This is a genomic window from Psychrobacter alimentarius (assembly GCF_001606025.1).
Classification (GTDB): Bacteria; Pseudomonadota; Gammaproteobacteria; order Pseudomonadales; family Moraxellaceae; genus Psychrobacter; species Psychrobacter alimentarius.
Genome location: NZ_CP014945.1, coordinates 895,687 through 910,308, shown reverse-complemented (window position 1 = coordinate 910,308; position 14,622 = coordinate 895,687). Strand labels below are relative to the sequence as shown.

Genomic DNA, 14,622 nt, shown 5'->3' with positions numbered 1-14,622 from the left:
ATACCAACATGAAGGTTATATCAGATCCTAACGAGCAGTCCACCAATTTGCAGTCACAACAAGATCCCAATCAGTCAGGCTCGCCCAAAAAACCTGCGCAAGGACTACTTGATCCTGCCTTGATCAAGCCAGCGTTAAAAGCCGCGTTACTTAAACTTGATCCAAGAGTCCAATGGCGCAATCCCGTGATGTTCGTGGTTTATATCGGCTCATTGCTGACCAGCATTTTAGCCATCACCATGCTGACTCAACCCCAATCAGGCGTTGGTTTTACGCTAGCCATTACTTTTTGGCTGTGGTTCACGCTGTTGTTTGCAAACTTCGCTGAGGCATTGGCAGAGGGTCGCAGCAAAGCGCAAGCCGCCAGTCTCAAACAAGCACGCCAAGATGTGCAAGCTCGCAAACTGACGAATGCTGATAGACACTCAGACCCATTGATGATTCAAGCCACAGCGCTAAATCAAGATGACATCGTGTTAGTCAATGCAGGCGAAATCATTCCTGCTGATGGCGAGGTCATAGAAGGCCTAGCCTCAGTAGATGAGTCAGCGATTACTGGTGAGTCAGCCCCTGTCATTCGTGAAAGTGGTGGTGATTTTAATGCAGTGACGGGCGGCACCAAGGTATTGTCCGATTGGCTAATGATTCGTATCACGCAAGCCCCGGGACAAGGGTTTTTGGATCGTATGATTTCGTTGGTAGAAGGTGCAAAACGTACCAAGACCCCCAATGAGATCGCCTTGACCATTTTATTAGTCGCACTGACCCTGATATTTTTGATGGTGTGTGTTACGTTATTGCCTTTTTCGCAATTTGCCGTACTGTCTTCAGGCACTGGCGAGCCGATATCTATCGTAGTTTTGGTCGCATTATTGGTCTGTTTGATACCGACCACCATTGGCGGTTTATTATCAGCCATTGGCGTTGCCGGTATGAGCCGCATGATGCAAGCCAACGTCATCGCAACTTCTGGACGCGCGGTAGAAGCAGCAGGTGATGTTGACGTCTTACTACTCGACAAAACGGGCACCATTACTTATGGCAATCGCCAAGCGGCGTTATTTGTTCCTGCCCAAGGCGTAACAGAAAGCCAGCTTGCCGAGGTGGCTCTCATCAGCTCTTTAACCGATGAGACACCAGAAGGTCGAAGTATCGTCAAACTTGCGCAAAGTCGTTTTGATATCGACGATGAGGTATGGAAAGCGCGTTCGTTTGACACGATTGAATTTACCGCACAAACGCGTATGAGTGGCACAGATATTGATGGTCGCCGTATTCGTAAAGGCGCTTTTGATGCAATCATAAAGTGGATTGAATCTCAAGGTGGCAAACTTCCCAACAATCTAGATCAACAAGTCGCAGAAGTCGCTCGCCGCGGTAGTACACCACTGCTTGTGGCCGACAGCGGACAAATACTTGGCATCATAGAACTAAAAGACGTCGTCAAATCGGGCATAAAAGAGCGTTTTGCCGAACTGCGTAAGATGGGCATTACCACCGTTATGATCACTGGTGACAACCCCCTAACCGCTGCCGCTATTGCGGCCGAAGCAGGCGTGGATGACTTTATGGCGGAAGCCACGCCAGAACAAAAACTGGAGAGAATACGCAGTTATCAACGTCAAGGCAAACTGGTCGCTATGACTGGCGATGGTACCAACGACGCACCTGCTCTGGCTCAAGCTGATGTAGCGGTCGCTATGAATAGCGGGACTCAAGCCGCCAAAGAAGCGGCCAATATGGTTGATTTGGACTCAAATCCGACCAAGCTCATTGAAGTGGTACAAACGGGTAAGCAGATGCTGATGACTCGCGGTGCCTTGACGACGTTCAGCCTTGCAAACGATATCGCCAAGTATTTTGCGATTATCCCAGCCGCCTTTGCCAGTACCTACCCAGCGCTTGGTGTGCTCGACATTATGCACTTGGGCAGTCCCAAAAGCGCCATTCTGTCCGCCATTATTTTTAATGCGTTAATTATTGTGTTTCTTATTCCCTTAGCGCTGCGTGGCGTCACTTATAGACCTGATTCTGCCATCAATCTATTACGTCGTAACTTAATGATATACGGCTTGGGCGGACTGCTTTTACCCTTCGTCGGCATCAAACTGATTGATCTTATTATTAACGCACTGCACTTGGTATAACCACAATACGGATGATAACGACTATGCAATCTAACCACTCCCTACCTTCTAGTAACGCGACGCAACCTGCTTCTCCTATGAACGCTGAACACTCACATATTGATGATAATCACAACGATAATGACAATGGTAAGGACAACGAAAGCCCAAAACTTGATCAGACGGCCACTCGCATGCCCATGCTCAAACCCGCGTTGTCATTATTTATCGTCTTAGCCATCACTTTAGGTTTATGCTATCCCTTATTAATGACAGGCGTCGCGCAAGTAACAATGCCGAACAAAGCCAACGGTAGCATGATAGAGCAAAACGGCAGCTTGGTTGGCTCTACGCTCATTGGCCAGACATTTGATCAACCAGAATACCTATGGACTCGCCCATCAGCCGCTGGAGATGGCTACGATGCGGCGCAATCATCGGGCAGTAACTTAGGTCCACTGAATCCTGAATTGGTCACCAATGTAGAGACGCAAGTACAAAAACTTAAAGCAGCCGATCCACAAAACACCACGCCCATTCCTCTTGACTTGGTCACCATGTCAGGTAGTGGATTAGATCCACATATCTCCCCTGCCGCTGCCGAGTGGCAAGTGAATAGAGTGGCACGTATACGAGGCATCAGTAGCGAGCAAGTACAAAAAGTGATTGATGCTCATACAGAAGGTCGTCAGCTTTATTGGCTGGGTGAGCCGCGCGTGAACGTATTGGCTGTCAACTTAGCATTAGATGAGATGTCTCGTGCCAATTGATTTACACTAAGCAATAAGCAACAGGCAGTGCGCGCGGTGATAAGTGGGCGCGATAATAAATGAGCGCCATGATAAGTGAGTGCCTTAATGACGAACATAGACATGAGTGATCAGCGACCCAATCCAGAAGATTTATTGCAGCAAATAAAGCAGCAAGAAGACACGCTGAGTAGAGGTAAACTAAAAATCTTTTTTGGATCTTCGGCAGGTGTGGGGAAAACTTATGACATGCTCTCTGCTGCTCAAAGAGATCAAGCGCATGGACTCGATGTCTTAGTCGGTATCGTAGAAACGCATGGTCGTAGTGAAACAGCGGCGCTGCTAAAGGGACTACCGATACTGCCATTACGCCAGATTGAGTACCGAGCCCAAACCTTGCTAGAGTTCGACATTGATGAGGCGTTGGCGCGTAGTCCTGATATTTTATTGGTGGATGAGCTGGCCCATAGCAATGTGCCAGGATCTCGGCACCCAAAACGTTGGCATGATGTCAATGAGCTCTTAAAAGCCGGTATCAGTGTTTATACCACGGTTAATGTCCAACATTTAGAGAGCCTAAACGATGTCGTGAATCAAATCACAGGCGTCGTGGTACAAGAAACCATCCCTGACTGGTTCTTTGATCAAGCAAACGAAGTGGTATTGGTTGACTTGCCAGCTGATGAGCTACTAGCACGGCTGCACGAAGGCAAGGTATATATTCCCAGCCAAGCAAAACACGCCATAAAAAACTTCTTTAGAAAAGGCAATCTGATTGCCCTTCGAGAGCTGGCCTTGCGTCGAACGGCTGATCTAGTCGATGCTGATATGCGTGACTATCGCAATCAATCTCGCATATCCTCTATTTGGAATACGACCGATCAGCTCTTGGTCGGTATCAGTACGCGCGAGCATAGCGAACGCCTTATTCGACATGCGGCAAGACTTGCCAGCAGCTTACATTCTCAGTGGTATGTCATTTATGTAGAGACGCCTAGAAGCCCTTATAAACGCGCTAAAAATAAACAAAACGTGTTAAATGCCCTACGCTTAGCAGATGAGTTAGGCGCAAAGACAGAGATCATCAGCGCTATTACCGTGGCTGAGGGCTTGGTCAGTTATGCACATCAATTTAATATTGGACGTATTATCATCGGACAAAACCAAGGTGCTTCTTATTTTAACGGCTCATTGGTTAAGCAAATCTCAGAGCAAGATTTGAATTTAGACTTAATACTGGTCAATCAAACCAAAAAGAAAAATAAGCTGACAGCCGAGCGCCAGCCACCTTTTTGGAACATCTCCGACTTATCTTCCACAGACAACCGTACGGGTTATTTGATGGCGATGTTAGGCTGTACGCTTGTCACCGTTAGCTTAGTCGCCCTGACGCGTTGGTTTGATTTGGCCAATGTGGTGATGCTCTATTTATTGGTTATTGTATTTATCTCCGTGCGCTTTGGCCGCGCCCCTGGAATATTTGCTGCGCTTTTGAGTGTGCTAAGTTTTGATTTATTTTTTGTGGAACCGAAGCTTTCTTTTAGCGTGAGCGATGTGCAGTATCTTGTGACTTTTGCCGTCATGCTCATTGTCTCTTTAATCATTAATAACCTAGCAGTAGGCTTACGTTTTCAAGCTCAAAATGCGCGTAAACGTGAGCAACAAGCCATCTCGATGAGTCACTTGGCACAAAACTTAAGTGCTGCTCGTAAAAATGACGAAATCATCAGTCAATCCATCGTGTGGCTGAACAAGCATATCGCCAGCAAAGCCCTCATGGTGATGCCAAATGCCGATGGTAAGCTGCTTCTTGTTTCAGAGACACACGCCCCAGCGGACTTTAATTGGACGGTATCGCAGTGGGTGTTCGATCACAATGAAAGCGCGGGGCTGGCAACCAATACCCTACCTGCCAACACCATGCATTATCGAGCGCTTGCGACCTCAAGTCGTGTGCTAGCGGTATTGGCATTGAAACCGACAGATAACGATAATTTTAATCAGCCCGAGCAACAGCGAACGCTCGATGTGGCACTTGCGCAAATTACGCTCGCATTAGAGCGCGTGCATTACGCAAAAGTTGCCCAAAACGCCCTTATCAGAGTGGAATCAGAGCGCCTGCGTGGCTCACTACTATCAGCCTTATCTCATGACATTCGTACGCCCATTACCGTACTGTCAGGACTTGCCACTTCGCTTGCCACCCAACCTTTAGCACTCGATGAACAAAAGCAGTTGGCAATCGACATCGAACAGCAAGCTCGTGTCATTCAGCGTTTGGTCATCAATATTTTAGACTATGTGGCACTCCAATCTGGCGGGATGAAGCTGAACAAGCAGTGGGTCAGTTTGGAGGAAATCATCGGCAGCAATATTCGTCAACTCGACCCCTATCTACAAAATCGACAGATTAAAATAGATATTCCTCATGCGGTAGATTTTATCTATACGGATGAGCTTATTTTGTCGCGGATTTTAAACAATCTATTGACCAATGCGATTAACTACACCCCAGATAGTGCGACTATTGAAATTCAAGCCACACTTGATCAACCATCACATATTCAAAGAAACCAAAACTCGCAACGTCATCAAAGCCCTCTACATAACCAAAACCTGCCCCACTATCAAATAACGGTAACGGATAGTGGCCAAGGCTTACCGATAGGTATGGAGGAAAAAATATTTGAACGCTTCACGCGCGGTGATACGGAAAGTAGTACAACAGGACTGGGATTGGGTCTGGCATTGAGTCGAGATTTGGTTAAACATTTAGGCGGCACGCTAAGCGCACACAATATCCAGCCGCATGGCGCACAATTTGTTATAGTGCTACCGTGGGAACCTTTATCAGAAAAAGATATGTTCGATGACAAGTTTGTACTCGACGCGTCAGAGATGACAGCACATTCAAAAAAATAAGGCACTATGAAGACCATTCTAATTATCGAAGACGAAGCTCATATTACCCGATTTATAAAATCTGCTATGGAGCAAGAAGGCTATCAAGTCTTCACAGCAGACAGCTCAAACAGAGGGTTGATAGAAGCGGCCTCTCGGCGTCCGGACTTGCTTATATTAGATTTGGGCTTACCCGATGCAGATGGTTGCGACGTAATCTTGGATATTCGAACTTGGTCATCGCTTCCTATATTGGTATTGTCGGCGCGCAGTGATGAGCAAGATAAAATCAAAGCATTGAATCTGGGCGCAGACGATTATCTGGTAAAACCCTTTAGCATGGGCGAGCTGATCGCTAGAGTAAACGCTCACATGCGGCGCTGGCAAGTAGGATATGAGACGTCCGTTGAGTTGACACTCGGCAACGTCAGTATTGACTTGGCGCAAAGACAAGTCAGTAAAAATGGTGACAACATTCATCTCACCCCGATCGAATATCGGCTACTGACAGTATTGATCAAAAATGCTGAAAAAGTCATGACACATCAGCAGCTACTGACAGAAGTATGGGGCAAAGGTCACAATCACCAAGAGCACTATGTGCGGATATTTATGTCCAACTTACGGCAAAAACTCGAAGACAACCCCTCTAGGCCAAATTATTTTTTAACCGAAATTGGTGTGGGTTATAAGCTTCATATTCCAAAGCCCTAATTTCTTGATACTTTGATATCTTGATGACGTGATATCACAAAAACTATGGTCTTAATGACGTCTAAAATAAAAGGATTGCTGTCCCTATTTCTCATCACGTTATCTTAACGAACGCTGACTCATGCGGCTGACACTCGCAATCAAAACCACCATAATAATGCCAACGATGATAAGAACACCTGACATCATGTGCGCGGCTTCATAATTAAGCGCCTCGACTTGCTCATATATCGCAATCGATACCACTTTGGTCTCCCCTGAGATACTGCCGCCGATCATCAACACCACACCAAACTCACCAATCGTATGAGCAAAGCTAATCAAGCTCCCAAGCACAATACCTGTGCGTGCCTGTGGTAAAACCACTCTGATAAAACGCTTTAGAGCGCTAGGTTCGAGTAAATAGGCCACGTCCATGACATTGCGTGGAATACGCAAAAACTGAGCGTATACAGGTTGAATATAAAAAGGCAGTGAGTAAATAATTGAGCCGATGACAAGACCTTCAAAAGTAAAGATCAATGAGCTGATGTTATGTTCGCTTAGCCACTGACCAATACCCATATTCGGGCTGAGTAATAGTAAAAGATAAAACCCGATGACAGTCGGCGGCAATACGAGTGGCATAGCAATGACACCCATGAGTAGAACTTTAAAACGTGCCACTCCTTGATTACGACTGGGTTTAGCCAGCCAATACGCCACAGGGGTCGCAAACAGTAATAAACACAGAGTAGTAATGCTGGCAAGCTTAATGCTTACCCAAAATGGACTCAGCATGTCTGACATAAGCGACTGATCTATCATAATGTCACTGCTCGTCTCATTGGTAGAGGTATTATTATAGGTGAAGGTTTGTCTTAGAAAACGGATCGTACCAGATGCAGCGGCTACTTAAACTGCCGTCATAAACCGTAAATGCAGCCCATTTCTGCTTAGTCTGCTTAGCTGTGATGACTTAGCCATTGTTGCTAAGCCATTTCGAGGAGTCTCCCTCATAATACTCTTGTTTCCAAACGGGGATATCTGCCTTGATGGTATCCAATATCCAGCGGCACGCATCAAATGCCGGATAACGATGCGCAGAAACCACCCCAACCCATACTGCCACATCACCAATCTCTAAAGCACCGATACGGTGTATCGCAATGGCATGCGTAATCTCAAAACGCTTTTTGGCTTCCTCTATGATCGCGCGACCTTGATTGAGTGCCAAATCTTCATAACCATAGTAAGTCAAACGCTCAACACTCTCAGCATTATTATGATTGCGCACGCGACCCTCAAAGCACACAAACGCACCACAACTATCATCATCAAGGGTGTTTTTGAGGCGATCTTCGTCAATGGCCGTGTCTAATAGCGCAAAACCATCACGTTCAGCAATCTGATAAACCTCATCCACACTGCGCTTGATGGTCATGGAATGGCTATGAACGTTGTCTGTCATCTCTTATCTCTACTTGCCGTTATATTAAACATAAAGCTTTTTTTATTGATTCACTCTATAAGCACCCTACTACTAGGACAAATTTTCCGCAGTAGCATAAGGCTATCTTCTTATAATTTTTTTGATGCTAATGTTGTCAAAAACTACCCACCAGCCACTGGGGTGATAAATACCACATTATCCCCATCAGAGATAGAATCTGTCCATTTTGCAAAATAATCATTAATGGCAACTCGCAGTTCTGACTGTGGACGACTAAAACGATGCTTTTGGCACAGATGCTCATACAATTCAATCAGTGACGTCGATTGCTGTACGGTGACCGTTTCTTGTTGACAATTGGCTTCGTCCGCTAGGCTCGCGAAATACAGAACGTTAATATCCATTGTCGCATCAGCAGAACTTGCCACGGCAGTATTACTCATAAATCCTTCCCTTCTAAATATCTATAGTCGATTCTAAATGACGACAGCATTTGGCTTTAAGTCTTACGGTTTTAAGTACGGTTGCTTTAAGCGTGGTTGTAATCTGATTTGCCGCCTGTCTTATTGATAAGGCGAACATTATCGATCACAATATCGTGCGACAAGGCTTTGGTCATATCATAAATGGTCAAACAAGCAACGCTGACAGCCGTCAACGCTTCCATTTCAACCCCTGTCTTATGCGTAACTTTTACCGTACCACTGACAATGATGCTATCAAGCGCATCATCATAATCAAAGGTTAAGCCAATCTTATCGAGTGGCAATGGGTGGCAAAGCGGTATCAAGTCATACGTACGCTTAGCAGCCATAATTCCCGCAATGTGCGCGGTTTGAGTGATACTTCCTTTTTTGGTCATCCCATCAGCCGCTTTGATTTGCTGATATATCACACTTGGAAATCGCACTTGACCGACCGCAGTAGCCTCTCGCGTCGTGGCAGTTTTACCACTGACATCGACCATAGTGATGTCACCATCACTGTCTAAATGAGATAAAGTCGATTGCCTGACTTCCTGATGGCTAGCTTCTTGAGGATTATTTGTCTGACTGTCCATATTCATTTATATTTCTCTTGATAACGCTGTATTTATATTTCTCAAAGCCTCGCAGGCATGCATAAACTCTGCGGGCGTATTAAAATTGGTTAAAGGCTGCCACTGTTTCAAAAATTGCACCGTCTGGACAACGGGATTAATAAATGACATGACTCTACGCTCACCACTATCAACATAAGCCTTTAAGTCAGGCTCAATACTGACTCGGTAAATGCCCAACAATGGGTACAAATGATTCTCATCCGCTAAGCAAATGACTTTTTTATCCCTAGCATTATCTATCAAGGACTGTAAATTCTGCCATAACTCCGTCGCGGGTATTAAGCTATCACAGCTGATCACCAGCAACCACGACGATTGCAATAGTAACTTGTTTTCTAAGGCAGCTGAGCTATTTAAAGTGATCAGTGTTTGCAATGCCGATTCAATCGCAACCAGTGCCCCGCCCGTCTTACTTTTTTTATTGTTCTTAACAACTTCATAATCAGCAATATGGATAATAGGCGGCTGTGATTCATTGTCCATTAGTACTGAGTCGACCTCAAGACCACGTTCATTGTCTGCAATCATTACAGGCACATGTAAATTTAACGAATGGCGGACATGATAATCGAGCAGCTGCTCATTCGTTGGTAATGTCAGCGTCGCTTTGGGTGTGCCCATTCGTATAGATGCACCGCCTGCTAAAATAACCACGCCTGCCAAGTTATCTTGAAAGTTTGAATAGTTAGTCATGGTCATGACTGGGGTTTTGTGCCATAAAGTGCGGTACAAAATTACAAGGACGCGTGCGGCTGTCGAACTGCTCTTTTAGGATATTTTCCCAGCCAGTACGACAAGCACCAGACGAACCTGGTAAACAAAAAATACCCGTGCCATTTGCCATGCCAGCCACTGCACGCGACTGTACGGTTGACATACCAATCTCATCTTTTGAGATTAAACGAAACATTTCGCCAAAGCCATCAATGGATTTATCAAACAGCACTTGCACCGCTTCTGGCATGCTGTCTCTGATAAAAAATCCTGTGCCGCCCGTGGTTATCACTGCATGAACGTTTGGATCAGCAATCCAGCCACTAATAACGGCCCTTATTTGATAAATATCATCCGTAATCAGCTGACGGTCTGCTAAATGGTGCCCCGCTTCGTTCAAGCTATCTGCCAAATACTGTCCCGATGTATCCTCCGCGAGTGTGCGACTGTCAGATACGGTCAATACAGCGATATTTAATGGCGTAAATTGTGCAGCGGGCTTGCTCATAGAGTTTCCTTTATAAAGTGCTTGTTCAGTAAAAAAGAGACAGTTATTAGTGATCTTGAACCAACCTAACCACCAATGATTGACAGATTGTGCATAATTCCACTATTAGCGTCATGTAGGTGATGATGCTCAGGTTTAATCGGCATAAAGCTGTGCAAAGTATTGACCAATCCTGCGACATCATCCTGCTGTAGATGCGGGCGAATATCATAATTGCCTTGGTCAAATAAGCACAAATGCACCTTACCTTGGCTACTCACCCGCAAACGGTTACAAGTGTCGCAAAAATGCGCAGCATAGGGCGCAATCATACCGATACGACCGACATAATCTGGATGACTATATTCGACTGCTGGCCCATCGGAATGGCCTCGCTCATTTGGCTGCCAGCCATGCGCCAATAAATAATCGATAATGGTGTCAGACTGAGCGTGCTGCGCAAAGAACAAATCACTATTATCGCTTGTCTGCATAAATTCGATAAAACGATAAGTGACCGCTCTGTCTTTGACATAATCAATGGCTTGCAATAGATTTTCAAAGGCAGTTTCCGCCATCAAAATACTATTGATTTTAAGTTTGATATCTGTGGTTTCTAACAGCTCATCCATATCTGCAAGGAGTTGTGGCAACGTATTAAAACCCGTCATCTTATGAAAGGTCGCCGCGTCAAAACTGTCCATGCTGATGTTTAGCTGATCCAATCCCGCGGCTTGCCAACTGGCCAAATGCTTACCAAGCTTATAACCATTGCTCGTCATAGCAACGGTTTCTATACCTTTGGTTTGTTTGACCGTTTTAATAATATCAACAATGTCACGGCGGATAGAAGGTTCACCACCCGTAATTCTGACCTTTTTGGTGCCGACTTGGGCAAATCCGCGAATTAATGTGGCAATCTCCGGCACACTCAACTCATCATCAGGACGTTTGCCTTGATAACCATTTGGCAAGCAGTACTCACAGCGAAAGTTACAAAAGTCCGTGATGGATAGACGCAAATAAGTCAAACGACGAGAAAACCCATCAGTCAAAGGCTCATAGGATTCGACTGCCTGATCGGTAGGTGCCATTATAGACAACGATTGATAAGTCTCAACCGTATCTACAGCAGACACTGAGGTAGGCGAATACCACTGGGTACTGTCTAATTTGACGCTATTATCACTCATATTTTATTGCCATTAGCAGTGCTGATTGGCAACACTGCTTTATTATTCGCGTTTAGCTTACCATTGTAAGGCTGATTTTCTATTTTTCCTCAGTTTTTCTGTAGTCATCTTATAGCAAATTAGCAACCGATGAATTAGCGATACAGCCATGGAAAAGGTTGTACAGTCACCATATTATTTGCTGAAACACTGCCACTGTCTTTATCTAAAACAACAAAACAATTGGCACGGCTGAGCTGCTTGATTCTATGAGATTGTTGACCCGAAAAACACTCAACTTGATAATCGCCTGCTTCATTTTGAGACAAAAAACCGCGCTGAAAGTCTTTGCGGCCAGGCGATTTTTTGACATCATTGGTCAGCGTCGCTTTTACATTCAGTACCATAGGCTGCTCTGCCACGCCTGCTCCTGACATCTGCCACAGTGCCGGTATGACAAACTGTAGTGCGCCAACGACCGTAGACAAAGGATTACCTGGCAATCCAAAATACAGTACAGGTTTATCAAGCCCTTGATTCAATTCGCCAAATACAAACGGCTTACCTGGTTTCATTGCTACTTTATAGTGATTGATTTGGCCCAGTGCTTCAATGACATTGGTCAAAAAATCATAGTCGCCAACCGATACCCCAGCTGTGGATATCAAGACATCACAGTCTTGCATGGCTGTATTTACAGCAGCCGTTGTCTGCGCCAAATCATCAGGAATAATGCCGTAATCGCGAATACTGATAGGTATATCTGACAGTAAGCTCTTAAGAGTTGGGGTGTTAGAGTTGTATATTTGTGCCAAGCTTGTCAGCTCTTTGCCAATAGCAACGAGCTCATCACCAGTCGCCAAAACACCTACTACCAGTGGCTGAAAAACACGGACTTCACTGACACCCAAGTTGGCAAGTAAGCTGATATCAGCAGGATTGATACGTTTGCCTACCGCTAACACGGCTTCACCCGACTCAATCTCTTCGCCCTGTTTACGAATATTGCTATCAGTCTGAGCCGTTTGTTTGAGTGTTATGGCATAAGGTTGTGACTTATCGATTGTGTCTCTGATTTCTGCAAAGTTGGTATTCTCTTGCATAATCACGGTATCACAACTGTCTGGTACAACAGCGCCCGTAAAAATACGAACCCCTTGACCCGCTGTGAGATGACCGGTGTACGCACAGCCCGCTTGTGATTCGCCAATAATGTCGATCGAGCTGTCTTGAGTAAGCTCGCTACCTTGACTAATCGCATAACCATCCATGGCAGACACATTTTGTCTTGGTACATCAAACGGCGAGACAATATCTTGAGCCAGCACTTGATTACAGCTGTTCAATAGCTCGCAGGTGTTGGTCGCTCTAACGTGTAACGGAAAGTCATTATTATTATAGTTCTCTATGCGCTGCTTTATCGCAGATTGTAATGCTTCCATGGTAATCATAAAGGTATACTCTTCTAGTTATTCTCATTATCAATTTATCAAAATCATCTTGTTTAGAGTGTAGCATTCACAGATCAAACTTTCTTGTACCAATACTGTCTTTAGCGTTTGACAGGGATAATCGTCTTTTGAAATTGGCATAACCATTCACGCATCTACTTTTACTCTAATCAGTTTAAGCACATTTCTAGTTTAAGCACATCTCGACACGGTTATTTTGGCAATTTTAATAAATGCCCAAAAAGTGGTTATAGAGTAAAGCAAAAAAGCACCCGAATAAGGTGCTTTTTTGTTGTCGCTACGAGGCCACAATTTTTATAGTAATCATTGAGCCTTGATGACAATTCTAACTTTTAAAAACAAAGCTGTTCAACCAGCCATGATATCAATCTACTTCACCATGAGGCTAATGAAGAGGCACTACGCTGCGTGATAAAACCGTCTGGCGTTTGACCATTGTCTGCCTGCCAGCGCTGAAATGCCTTACGAGTATTCGTACCAACAATCCCATCAGCACCTTTAGTATCATAGCCTGAGCTGGTCAAACGCTGCTGTAAATTGCGCACTTGAGCAGTCGATAATGGACGCTCATAACGCGGCCAAGCGGTTCGCAATCCACTTTGTCCAGCAAGCGCTTTACCAAGCAAGCTAACTCCTAACGCATAACTTGAAGAATTATTGTAAACCTTAATCACATCGAAGTTTGGGCTGAGTAGTAATACTGGGCCATCCTTGCCAGCCGGTAGCCACAACTCCATCTGTGTGTTGGCATCCAAATAGACATCCGCTATGGTGTCCACACCCATGGCCGCCCATCTTGCTGCTGGCTGTTTAGTGCCCACCACTGAGTAATCAAATGAGGCAGGAACCGTAACTTCATAAAATGGCGCTAAGCCACGAACCCATCCTGAATTACTAAGATAGTTTGCGGTAGACGCTAAAGCATCTGATGTTGCCCAAGGGTTACGATGTCCATTGTTATCGCCATCTACGCCCTGTTTGAGCCATGTATCAGGAATAAACTGTGTTTGCCCCATACCGCCTGCCCAAGAACCATCAAGCTGCGACCAAGATACATCGCCACGCTGTAACAAGGTTGCCAATGATAATAATTGAGTTTCGGCAAACTCTTGACGACGACCATCATAGGCAAGACTGGCAAGAGAGCTTGGTATACTGCTGTTACCCGTCACTGCTCCATAAGAGGACTCCATACCCCATATTGCCGCGACAATTTCTGCATTGACGCCATACTGTGACTCTAACTGCGACAAAAACGCACGTTGCTCAGCAAATTTTCGTTTACCTGTACTTACTCGACCGTCTGATACAGCAGAGTCCACATATTCCCAAGGCATTTTAGAGAATTCTGGCTGTCCTGAGTCCAACGAGATAACCTGTTGATTCAAATACGCAGAATCTAAAAGACGACGAACTGTCGCAGCATCATGGCCTGACGAGATTGCTCGCATTGAGAAGTCTGACTTCCAATCAGAAAAGCTGTTGTAGCTTGGCTTGGCAACGGGCTGAGGCTTGACAACGACTGGACGTGGCGTTGGTTTTACCTGAATGGTTTGAGTCTGTGTGATCTCAACATTGCCCTGGCGTACAGGTTTGCTTTGTTTCTGCATGGCCTGTTGGCTCGTACACCCGACCATCACTAGGGCAGGAAAAAGAGCGACATAATGCTTTTTTATAATCATAAAAATTCTCAGGTGTGAATAAGTAAACTGACTCAAATAAAGCAACATCATCAAAAACGTTAACATCAACC

At 45.1% G+C, this 14,622-nt stretch carries 13 protein-coding genes; 4 read left to right on the top strand and 9 right to left on the bottom strand.

Annotated elements, in window-relative coordinates; genetic code table 11:
- The first annotated feature begins 8 nt into the window (after positions 1–8).
- The 4 genes from kdpB (at position 9) to A3K91_RS03890 (ending at position 6,490) form a co-directional block, all read left to right on the top strand.
- Positions 9–2,147 (top strand): potassium-transporting ATPase subunit KdpB, encoded by a 2,139-nt coding sequence (gene kdpB / locus A3K91_RS03905; RefSeq protein WP_228139905.1) that lies wholly within the window; start codon positions 9–11, stop codon positions 2,145–2,147.
- Positions 2,148–2,170: 23 nt separating this feature from the next.
- Positions 2,171–2,896, top strand: a complete 726-nt coding sequence (kdpC, locus tag A3K91_RS03900) for a potassium-transporting ATPase subunit KdpC (protein WP_228139904.1) — start codon at positions 2,171–2,173, stop codon at positions 2,894–2,896.
- Positions 2,897–2,983: 87 nt separating this feature from the next.
- A complete protein-coding gene (locus A3K91_RS03895; RefSeq protein ID WP_228139903.1) occupies positions 2,984–5,797 on the top strand; it encodes a DUF4118 domain-containing protein in 2,814 nt (937 codons plus the stop codon).
- Between the two features lie 6 nt (positions 5,798–5,803).
- A complete protein-coding gene (locus tag A3K91_RS03890) occupies positions 5,804–6,490 on the top strand; it encodes a response regulator (protein ID WP_062844085.1) in 687 nt (228 codons plus the stop codon).
- Positions 6,491–6,589: 99 nt separating this feature from the next.
- On the opposite strand, the gene modB is transcribed toward A3K91_RS03890, so the two are convergent.
- From modB to A3K91_RS03845, 9 genes are all read right to left on the bottom strand, one after another.
- Positions 6,590–7,297: a molybdate ABC transporter permease subunit gene (modB, locus tag A3K91_RS03885; RefSeq protein WP_062844084.1), complete on the bottom strand. Its 708-nt coding sequence runs from the start codon at positions 7,295–7,297 to the stop codon at positions 6,590–6,592.
- A 151-nt stretch (positions 7,298–7,448) separates the two neighbouring features.
- Positions 7,449–7,940, bottom strand: a complete 492-nt coding sequence (locus A3K91_RS03880; RefSeq protein ID WP_062844083.1) for a molybdenum cofactor biosynthesis protein MoaE — start codon at positions 7,938–7,940, stop codon at positions 7,449–7,451.
- A gap of 143 nt (positions 7,941–8,083) precedes the next feature.
- Complete coding sequence (locus tag A3K91_RS03875; RefSeq protein WP_062844082.1) at positions 8,084–8,365, bottom strand: MoaD/ThiS family protein; 282 nt, start codon at positions 8,363–8,365, stop codon at positions 8,084–8,086.
- 86 nt (positions 8,366–8,451) lie between these two features.
- Positions 8,452–8,982 carry a cyclic pyranopterin monophosphate synthase MoaC gene (moaC, locus tag A3K91_RS03870; protein WP_062845849.1) on the bottom strand — a complete coding sequence of 177 codons (531 nt, stop codon included), beginning with the start codon at positions 8,980–8,982 and terminating at the stop codon, positions 8,452–8,454.
- 6 nt (positions 8,983–8,988) lie between these two features.
- On the bottom strand, positions 8,989–9,723 hold the full coding sequence (gene mobA, locus A3K91_RS03865; RefSeq protein WP_228139902.1) for a molybdenum cofactor guanylyltransferase: 735 nt from the start codon (positions 9,721–9,723) through the stop codon (positions 8,989–8,991).
- Positions 9,710–10,246: a molybdenum cofactor biosynthesis protein B gene (gene moaB / locus A3K91_RS03860; RefSeq protein WP_062844081.1), complete on the bottom strand. Its 537-nt coding sequence runs from the start codon at positions 10,244–10,246 to the stop codon at positions 9,710–9,712. The genes mobA and moaB overlap by 14 nt, the downstream gene beginning before the upstream one ends.
- 65 nt (positions 10,247–10,311) lie before the next feature.
- Positions 10,312–11,418 (bottom strand): GTP 3',8-cyclase MoaA, encoded by a 1,107-nt coding sequence (gene moaA, locus A3K91_RS03855; protein WP_062844080.1) that lies wholly within the window; start codon positions 11,416–11,418, stop codon positions 10,312–10,314.
- Positions 11,419–11,552: 134 nt separating this feature from the next.
- The gene (locus A3K91_RS03850) at positions 11,553–12,848 is read right to left on the bottom strand and encodes a molybdopterin molybdotransferase MoeA (RefSeq protein WP_062844079.1); all 1,296 of its coding nucleotides are present in this window, start codon (positions 12,846–12,848) and stop codon (positions 11,553–11,555) included.
- A gap of 395 nt (positions 12,849–13,243) precedes the next feature.
- On the bottom strand, positions 13,244–14,551 hold the full coding sequence (locus A3K91_RS03845) for a lytic murein transglycosylase (RefSeq protein ID WP_062844078.1): 1,308 nt from the start codon (positions 14,549–14,551) through the stop codon (positions 13,244–13,246).
- Between the last annotated feature and the right edge of the window lie 71 nt (positions 14,552–14,622).

Coding starts and splice junctions, on each gene's coding strand:
- moaB (WP_062844081.1), bottom strand. CDS start 10,246: ATGAGCAAGCCCGCTGCACAATTTACGCCATTAAATATCGCTGTATTG.
- moaC (WP_062845849.1), bottom strand. CDS start 8,982: ATGGACAGTCAGACAAATAATCCTCAAGAAGCTAGCCATCAGGAAGTC.
- moaA (WP_062844080.1), bottom strand. CDS start 11,418: ATGAGTGATAATAGCGTCAAATTAGACAGTACCCAGTGGTATTCGCCT.
- kdpC (WP_228139904.1), top strand. CDS start 2,171: ATGCAATCTAACCACTCCCTACCTTCTAGTAACGCGACGCAACCTGCT.
- mobA (WP_228139902.1), bottom strand. CDS start 9,723: ATGACCATGACTAACTATTCAAACTTTCAAGATAACTTGGCAGGCGTG.
- A3K91_RS03850 (WP_062844079.1), bottom strand. CDS start 12,848: ATGATTACCATGGAAGCATTACAATCTGCGATAAAGCAGCGCATAGAG.
- A3K91_RS03890 (WP_062844085.1), top strand. CDS start 5,804: ATGAAGACCATTCTAATTATCGAAGACGAAGCTCATATTACCCGATTT.
- A3K91_RS03895 (WP_228139903.1), top strand. CDS start 2,984: ATGACGAACATAGACATGAGTGATCAGCGACCCAATCCAGAAGATTTA.
- A3K91_RS03875 (WP_062844082.1), bottom strand. CDS start 8,365: ATGAGTAATACTGCCGTGGCAAGTTCTGCTGATGCGACAATGGATATT.
- A3K91_RS03880 (WP_062844083.1), bottom strand. CDS start 7,940: ATGACAGACAACGTTCATAGCCATTCCATGACCATCAAGCGCAGTGTG.
- kdpB (WP_228139905.1), top strand. CDS start 9: ATGAAGGTTATATCAGATCCTAACGAGCAGTCCACCAATTTGCAGTCA.
- modB (WP_062844084.1), bottom strand. CDS start 7,297: ATGATAGATCAGTCGCTTATGTCAGACATGCTGAGTCCATTTTGGGTA.
- A3K91_RS03845 (WP_062844078.1), bottom strand. CDS start 14,551: ATGATTATAAAAAAGCATTATGTCGCTCTTTTTCCTGCCCTAGTGATG.